Source organism: Brunnivagina elsteri CCALA 953, assembly GCF_002289455.1.
Classification (GTDB): Bacteria; Cyanobacteriota; Cyanobacteriia; order Cyanobacteriales; family Nostocaceae; genus Brunnivagina; species Brunnivagina elsteri.
Genome location: NZ_NTFS01000297.1, coordinates 1 through 8388, shown reverse-complemented (window position 1 = coordinate 8388; position 8388 = coordinate 1). Strand labels below are relative to the sequence as shown.

At 38.5% G+C, this 8388-nt stretch carries 6 protein-coding genes; 4 read left to right on the top strand and 2 right to left on the bottom strand.

Annotated elements, in window-relative coordinates:
* Window positions 1-1436 (top strand): NAD(P)H-hydrate dehydratase (locus CK510_RS21730; protein ID WP_095723682.1); only part of this gene is annotated, 1436 nt, incomplete at its 5' end.
* Window positions 1437-1554: 118 nt separating this feature from the next.
* Here CK510_RS21730 and CK510_RS21725 read toward each other — a convergent pair.
* Window positions 1555-3468 (bottom strand): DUF1565 domain-containing protein, encoded by a 1914-nt coding sequence (locus tag CK510_RS21725; protein ID WP_095723683.1) that lies wholly within the window; start codon window positions 3466-3468, stop codon window positions 1555-1557.
* A 241-nt stretch (window positions 3469-3709) separates the two neighbouring features.
* Here CK510_RS21725 and CK510_RS21720 point away from each other — a divergent pair, with 241 nt between their 5' ends.
* Together CK510_RS21720 and thiS are read left to right on the top strand one after the other, a co-directional pair.
* Complete coding sequence (locus tag CK510_RS21720; RefSeq protein WP_095723681.1) at window positions 3710-4819, top strand: thiamine phosphate synthase; 1110 nt, start codon at window positions 3710-3712, stop codon at window positions 4817-4819.
* A gap of 27 nt (window positions 4820-4846) precedes the next feature.
* Window positions 4847-5059, top strand: coding sequence for a sulfur carrier protein ThiS (gene thiS, locus CK510_RS21715; RefSeq protein ID WP_095723680.1), 213 nt, complete (start codon window positions 4847-4849; stop codon window positions 5057-5059).
* Between the two features lie 130 nt (window positions 5060-5189).
* Here the strand turns inward: thiS and CK510_RS21710 are convergent, their stop codons facing one another.
* Window positions 5190-6263 (bottom strand): acyltransferase family protein, encoded by a 1074-nt coding sequence (locus tag CK510_RS21710; RefSeq protein WP_095723679.1) that lies wholly within the window; start codon window positions 6261-6263, stop codon window positions 5190-5192.
* A gap of 1070 nt (window positions 6264-7333) precedes the next feature.
* Here CK510_RS21710 and CK510_RS21705 point away from each other — a divergent pair.
* Window positions 7334-8251 (top strand): alpha/beta fold hydrolase, encoded by a 918-nt coding sequence (locus CK510_RS21705; RefSeq protein ID WP_095723678.1) that lies wholly within the window; start codon window positions 7334-7336, stop codon window positions 8249-8251.
* The last annotated feature ends 137 nt before the right edge of the window (window positions 8252-8388 follow it).

The following is an 8388-nucleotide window of genomic DNA, read 5'->3' as shown; positions in this document are numbered from 1 at the left end:
CCCCCATCGGTATTCTCGTTGGTCCAGGTCATAATGGTGGTGATGGTTTGGTGGTTGCCCGTGAGTTATATTTGCATGGGTACAAAGTTGAGATGTATTGCCCTTTTCCCAAATTAAAAGAACTGACTTCCCAGCATTTGCAATATGTCCAAAGTCTAGGTATTCCCTGTCACCAATCTATCGATGCTTTACAAAATTGTGATCTGTTGATTGATGGTTTATTTGGTTTTGGTTTAGAACGCAACTTAACGGATGCGATAATTACATCTGATATTGATACCATTAATGGGTGGTCGAAACCTGTTGTTAGTATCGATTTACCTTCGGGTTTACATACGGATACGGGTGAAGTACTAGGAACAGCGATTAATGCTACATATACCCTGTGTTTGGGTTTGTGGAAATTGGGTTTATTTCAAGATCGAGCATTGGCATATGTTGGCAAAGCTGAATTAATCGACTTTGGGATTCCCTGGGCAGATGTGGAAAATGTTTTAAATACTACTAGGAGAATACATAGAATTACTCGAAAAACTGCCCTTTCTACTTTGCCTTTACCCCGTCCATCTGTAACACATAAGTATAAAGAAGGACATTTACTCTTAATCTGCGGTTCGCGAAGATATGCAGGAGGGGCAATTTTAACTGGGTTAGGTGCAAGAGCAAGTGGTGTGGGAATGCTTTCGATTGCTGTACCGGAATCGCTGAAATCTTTGTTGGTGGCACAATTACCGGAAGCCTTGATTATAGGTTGTCCAGAGACGGAAACGGGAGCTATTTCTCAATTAGAATTGCCTGCAAATACCCGTTTGGATTCCTTTAGCGCGATCGCATGTGGTCCAGGTTTAACAATTGATGCTGCTCCAGTTATCAAGCAGGTTTTAGCAAGTACCGATCCATTAGTGATTGATGCTGATGGATTGAATATTCTTGCAAATATGGAAACCCCCCTCAACTCCCCCCTTGCCAAGGGGGGAGCTATCAATATATTAAAAAAAAGACATTCTCCCACCGTAATTACACCACATACGGGTGAATTTAAACGCTTATTTCCCGACATTCCCGACGCTGCAAATAATCGGATTGAAGCGGTGCGGGAGGCAGCAAAACAGAGTGGTGCGATTGTTTTATTGAAAGGTGCGAGAACTGCGATCGCAAATTCTGATGGTCATATCTGGATTGTGCCTGAAAGCACTCCAGCCCTTGCCCGTGGAGGTAGTGGGGATGTCTTAACTGGGTTGCTGGGTGGTTTGTTAGCACAAGGGGTAAATAAAGATGTTGCGATCGCACAAATTGTCGCGACAGCAGCTTGGTGGCACGCACAAGCGGGAATTTTGGCAGCCCAGGAGCGCACGGAGTTGGGTGTGGATGCGTATACATTGACGCAGTATTTGTTACCAGTAATTATGAATCGGGGCAACACCAAAAAATTGTAGGGGCAAACGGTTGTTTGCCCTAATTTTATTGTTTTCCCGAATTTTATTGCTTTTAAACGCAGAGTCGCGCAGAGGTTCACGCGGAGGTACGCAGAGGAATATGGAGGAATATGGAGTTTTAGTTTAATGGTTCGATCGCACCTTTTAAGCCGTTATTATTTAAAACTCTTAACATTTGTTCGGCGTTGAATGTGTTGCTGAATACTCCAACTTGAATTACTGCTTGCCCTTGTCGGTTGGTACGGAATGCACCAGGAGCTAAAAAACGTACCATTTCTTCGTCTCTGTCGCTGGTTGCGGGTACTATGACTCGATATCGTATCCCTGTAGCAGTATTTACCATTGCATTCCCTACGGAGGCAACTAGGGAGGGAGAATTATATGGCATTGGTGCTGCGGGAATGGTTTGGATGGGTTGCAGTGGTTGCATTGCTCCCGTTTGCGATGCTGAAAATTCTATGGTTCCTGGGTTAATCCGCACGTAGTTGATTTGGGCTGTATCGGATATTTCTCTTTGATTTGTAGGCAAATTAGAGGGAGTGGGAAATCCGTTTTGTGGATTTATGTTTCTCTCTGAAGTTCTTGCTGTTGGGACTTTTGGTGCGGATGTAGCTATGTTCGATGCTGTGTTTAACATTGTGTTGGCAGCTTGCAAGGGCATCAACTGACTGTTTAAGCCATTCATACCTGGATTTACGGTTAATGCTGATTTGGAAATCCTGCGGTTATTTCTCAGGGTATTGGTGCGAGAAAGATTACTGTTAGTCTCTGCTGGGGCATTGGGGGCAGCGAAAGTAATCTCGTTACCTGATGTGATGGTTTGGGTTGTTTGTTGCGGTTGTAGCTGATTTTGCAGCCGTAATTGTGGTCTTACTGGCACACTTTGCGCGATTATCGCACCTACATTCGCACTATTCCCATTACCGCTTAGGTCAACTTTACCAGCTATGCGATCGCTCGCTATTCGATTCCCAAAGGCACTGAATAATTGTTTGGATGCGCTAGCGTTGATGTCGTAACGGGCATTATTCCGAAATTCATTCCCCCCAGATTCGTTTGCATTCCCCAAATCTGGCATTGCTTGGGCTATTACGACTAATCCATCTTCCCGATTACTAAGAATTTGGTTATTGCGTAATTTTGGACGGGCATTTGCTTGGATAACTATTCCTGCCCGATTGTATTGAATTTGATTGCCGATTACCAATGGTTCGGCATTTTGGGCAATGTTTATCCCAAATCCGGTTTGTTGAAAAATATTTTCTCTGATTTCCCCACGAGCATTACCGGAAACTGTCAACCCGTTTGCTTTATTTTGATAAAAATAATTTTTACTAATTGTTGGTGCAGCATTACCCGTCACCGAAATACCATCTTGAGTAGAACCAGCAAATATATTTTCACTAATAACGGCATTTGCCGATTCAATTAACATTCCATAACCACGTGGATTCGGATTTGTCACCGTTATCCCTGTCACCGTGGTATTATTTGCCGCAACAATCCCCACGTTTTGCTTCCCAAAGCTACGGCTGAGGTAATCGTCTCCACCCTGGATGACAGTACCACGTCCTTTGGTTCTAACGTCGCCTTGAATTGTAATTCCCGGTTTGAGTATCAAAGGGAATACTTCACCTGTTACAGAACTGTATGTACCTTGGGCAAGGATAATTGTACTGTTTGGTGCCGCAACCTCAATCGCACGGGTAATTGTCTTCAAAGGAGTTTGTTCGCTACCATTCCCAACTTTGTCATCTCCGACACTTGGGTTGACAAACACGACATTAACCTGAGAAATTGTTCTCTCACCCTGATTTACTTTCGCTTGCTGTTTGCCTAGTCGATTTGGTGTTTCCGCAATAGCAGATTCTGGGGAAGGATGTAACAACGTTGTACTGGCAACACCAATGCTGAAGCTAACCAATAAAACCGAACAACGGAAAAACGATTTTAACAAACTTGTCTTCAGGAAACCTGATGATTTGTACTTTTTCACCAACCAAGGAGCTGGTACTTTCTCTTTCTCAGACATTTTAAACACAAAATTGGACACAAAATAGGGGTAAATCACTTTTTCTGCACTCCTTTAGCCAACAACACTTTTTTATACCTTTATCGTGGATATGTCTATATCATGCGATCGCAATATTTAAATACCAGTATTTTTTGATACGAAGATAGATAAATAATTACAGAGAAAAATCTTTGTTTTTAACCTCGATCTAGCAAGTTTAGTAAAAACTTAGAAAACAAATGCAAAAAATACTAGCAATATGAAACAGACTGGCTGGTACGATAAAAGCACTAATGGGATTGTTGTAATGGTGAACCCATACAGCCAAAAAGAGCAAATCCAGCAAGTTGTTTACCGCATTTTAGATGCTAATTTAGATCGTGCGCGTGAAGGCTTGCGAATCCTGGAAGAATGGTGTCGTTTTGGGTTAAATAATGCCCAAATGGCGAATGAATGCAAGCAATTGCGACAAGAGATAGCAGCTTGGCATTCTGTGGAATTGCGTGCTGCACGGGATACCCAGGGTGATATTGGTACTGAACTTTCCCATCCCCATGAGGAAGAACGTTCGAGTATTAAAGCGGTACTTTTGGCGAATTTTTGCCGAGTTCAAGAGGCTTTACGGGTGTTGGAGGAATACGGTAAGCTTTATCATCCAGATATGGGTAAAGCCTGCAAGCAAATGCGCTATCGAGTCTATACCCTGGAAACCAATCTCATGGGTTACGAACGGTATCAACTGCTATTGCGATCGCATCTCTATTTTGTCACCTCCCCCGCCGAAAATTTACTGGAAACTGTGGAAGCTGCACTAAAAGGTGGACTTACCCTAGTTCAGTACCGTGATAAAGATGCTTTGGATAGCTTGCGTCTAGAAAATGCCAAGCAACTTTGCCAACTTTGCCACCACTACGGTGCCTTATTTATTATTAACGATCGCGTGGATTTGGCGTTAGCGGTAGATGCTGATGGTGTACATTTAGGACAAGAGGACATGCCGATTGCAACAGCTAGGCAATTACTCGGACCACAGCGCTTAATTGGTCGTTCTACCACAAATTCTGACGAAATGCAACGGGCTATCGCGGAAGGTGCCGATTACATCGGTGTAGGACCAGTATATGAGACTCCAACCAAGGAAGGGAAAGCTGCTGTGGGCTTGGAATATGTGCGCTATGCAATGAATAATAGTTCTGTTCCCTGGTTTGCTATTGGTGGTATTGATACAACTAATATCAACGATGTCATTGATGCTGGTGCTAATCGTGTCGCAGTTGTACGGAGTTTGATGCAAGCAGAGCAACCAACTTTAGTTACTCAGTATTTAATTTCCCAATTACATCGAATTCAACCGTCAATTCCATCGTAGTCATTTCATTATAAGTTCCTAATTCCCATGTTTAGTCAAATCAATCTTCAGGTAAATGGGGAAACCCGCAATTGTGCTGCACAAATAGCTTTACCTGAATTACTCCAACAGTTGGGTTTTAATCCTCGTCTTGTCGCAGTTGAATACAATGGTGAAATTTTACACCGTCAATTTTGGGAATCAACCCAAGTTAAAGAGGGAGATAAATTGGAAGTTGTCACTATTGTTGGTGGAGGATAAATTAGATTTTGGATTTTGGGTTTTGGAACTGGAGAGACGCGATATATCGCGTCTCTCTATATTTTCCATGTTTATATTTACAAATATTATGTTGGAATTATGTCGAAAATAATTTCCTTTATTACCCTAATTAACAAACCATCTTTTTCAATCCAAATCGCGCTAACAAAACCGATAAACTCAGAGACAAAGCCAGTAGAACTATCCAACTAATTACTTTGATAACTAATATTTCAATTAAACTAAAACTTGCTTGATAAAATAATTTGGTTCCAACATAAAAAAATACTTGCGACAATATTCCATTAATACAGAAGATTCCCAAACTATATTTCGAGAGCAGCTTAATCAAAAATTCTCCTAGTACAGATAAATGAGTCTCCTGTATCGATGCAAAACATAAAAACATTGCGATCGCGCTAATGATACAAGATATAGTCGCATAATCAAATGGTTGCATTGTGCCGTTTGTGATTTTAATTAACCACTGATAATCGAACATCAAAATAATCGACATCAAGCATAATAAAAATACTTTGGTTGATAATTCTATTCCTTTTGATATTGATGCGATTAAATTAAATTGTCTATAAATAAATATACCAAGGGCAATATAAACTAACCAATAGATAATTAAAGGATGATTAAGGTTTTTTAGAACCTCTACTATTCCTTGTGTTGAACTACTCGTTAGACTAATATAAATTCCAAAAAATATCAACCATTGCAGCACTATTAATAGTAAAACACTATAATTTGAATGCAACCAACGTTTAAATACAAAATAAATTGGAAATAATTGCAGAATTACCAAAAAATAATATGAGTCAGGAAAAATTTTACCTTGGTAAATGTCTCTGCAAATTTGGAGAATGGAATTACCACTTGCAAACTTGAAAATTGATGCGATCGCAAACCAAAATAGAGTCAAAATAAAAACATGCTGTAAATGCTCAAATAATAAGCTTGATTTCTTTTTATTACCTTGGTTATCTAACTGTTTTCCTAATAAAAAAAATGAAATTGTCAAAAATACCGGAATGCAAAATCTCAAAGGTGTAAATAAAGTTTCCAAAAAATCAGCATGATTTTGGTATGTAGATATTGGTACAAAAATCGAATTATAAGAAACGATTGCCACAATACTGACAGCTTTGAGAAAATCAAGACAAAATAAGCGAGATTGATTTGAATATATCCGCATTTTGGCAATTATTTTTGAAAAGTATTTTTGGGAATTAGGATTTTTGAAAATATTCTGATTTTGTAAATATCAACGCAATCTATTACTAAAATTAGACCTTTTTACTAACATCTACATGATTGCAATAACCAGAGCCTAACATCAAGAATATATCGCAAAATAAATAAAACCCTATAAATCATTCAATTAAACTATTCAATTGAACTATTAGCGATTTATGCACCCTTTTACATCACTATGTTTGCCTGTTGCAAATATACTAGCCTAATCCCATCTTGTCTGTTCTGCCAAAATGCCAAAAGAACCCAAACTATAATTAAAGAAATCAAAAAGTTTTCTTTTGTTATTAGCAATCTATTCTGATTTCTAGCTTGGAATATCTTTATTAAAATGTAAAAGTCTTTCTCAATCAAGAGAAAGACTTCGTAAAGTTTTGATGAAAAATATCTGAATATAGGAATTAGAACATACTCATAATTGTGATGATACAGATACTTGTAAGTATGACTGCAACTCCCATCGCGATAGAAACACCTAATTGGCTCGGAGTTTTTGAAGTGTTCATCTAACTACCACCATGAATTTATCGAGGATAGTATTTACAATACTCATTTCCGTATACTTACATATTAAAAAGACTTGAATCTTAAATTACCTTAATTTCTCTTCATAATCTTCTAAGTATTTTCTTGCATTTACCTATGTTGACCAGCTATATATTAAGTAATATTAAGATGTGGGAATCATAGTTTTAAATTTAAGCATCAAAACACTGTTTGCAAATCGATTTAAGAATTTGGAGTAAGGGAACACCAAAAAATAAATTTTCCATAATTGTAGGGGTAGGGTCTCCCTACCCTTCGCGTGATAGTGTTGGTAAGTATATGATTTGAGTATTTTATTTTCTGGAAGTTCCTAACTCAATGGAGGAATTAGGACGATTTAGATTGAAATCAGGTAGTAATTGGTAATAAATTTTACTTGCTCCTTGAAAAGGAGGGTTAGGGAGGATTCAGCAGGTTAATGGGCAACATCATAGACTTCTATATACAAATTTGAGCTTAATTATTATGCTTCAATTTCAACCACCTGGCTTTATACAAAAAATAGTTCAAACATCACTGGGGAGAATGGTTTATTATACCCAAGCACAAGCACCTTGGTTAATATCTGGGGAGGAGCAGCAAGATTTACCCCCATTAGTTTTTCTTCATAATTTTGGTGGTGGTGCGTCAGCATATGAATGGTCAAAAGTTTACCCTGCATTTGCAGCAACCCATCGAATTTTGGCACCTGATTTAATTGGTTGGGGAGATTCTGAGCATCCAGTTCGCAATTATCAAATTAATGATTATCTAACAACAATTGGTGAATTTATTCGTCAAACTTGTACAGTTCCTGTAACTGTGATTGCATCTTCATTGACAGCAGCTTTGACGATTCGTTTAGCTATTAATCAACCTCATTTATTTAAAAAGTTGCTTTTAATATCACCTTCGGGATTTAATGATTTTGGTGAAGGTTCAGGAAGAAGATTACCTGTTGAAGTTATTAATATACCCTTTTTAGATAGTCTTATTTATGCTCTTGGGGCAGAAAATGAATTGGCTGTACGTAATTTTTTGGAACGTTTTCTGTTTGCAAAGTCGGAGCGAGTCACGCAAGAAATGGTACAAGCTTATTTAAATTCAGCACAACAACCAAATGCCAAATTTTCGGCTTTAGCTTTTTTACGTGGGAACCTTTATTTTGATTTGAGTTTATATATTCAACAGCTAACAGTTCCAACTGTGATATTTTGGGGAGAAAATTCACAATTTACTAATGTTAAATTAGGAAAAAGGTTAACGAAATTGAATGAAAATGCTATTCAAGATTTCATAACTATACCCGATACGGGAATTTTACCGCATTTAGAATCACCAGCAGTAGTAGTTGGTTTATTGTTGCGATATGTCTTTGGGGTAGCACAATTACAGCATATTTAATTTTAGTGACTTCCAGAAAATAAAATATTCAAACCATATACTTACCAACACTATCATGCTAAGGGTGGGGAGACCTTTCAGGTAAGCGCAAAGCGCAGGCTTCGCCAACGCCACTTTGACGAAGAGAAGTTGCGTGC

What these genes read in the sequence shown, in the direction of transcription:
- CK510_RS21720 (WP_095723681.1), top strand. Translation starts at nt 3,710, where the DNA reads ATGAAACAGACTGGCTGGTACGATAAAAGCACTAATGGGATTGTTGTA.
- CK510_RS21705 (WP_095723678.1), top strand. Translation starts at nt 7,334, where the DNA reads ATGCTTCAATTTCAACCACCTGGCTTTATACAAAAAATAGTTCAAACA.
- CK510_RS21710 (WP_095723679.1), bottom strand. Translation starts at nt 6,263, where the DNA reads ATGCGGATATATTCAAATCAATCTCGCTTATTTTGTCTTGATTTTCTC.
- CK510_RS21725 (WP_095723683.1), bottom strand. Translation starts at nt 3,468, where the DNA reads ATGTCTGAGAAAGAGAAAGTACCAGCTCCTTGGTTGGTGAAAAAGTAC.
- thiS (WP_095723680.1), top strand. Translation starts at nt 4,847, where the DNA reads ATGTTTAGTCAAATCAATCTTCAGGTAAATGGGGAAACCCGCAATTGT.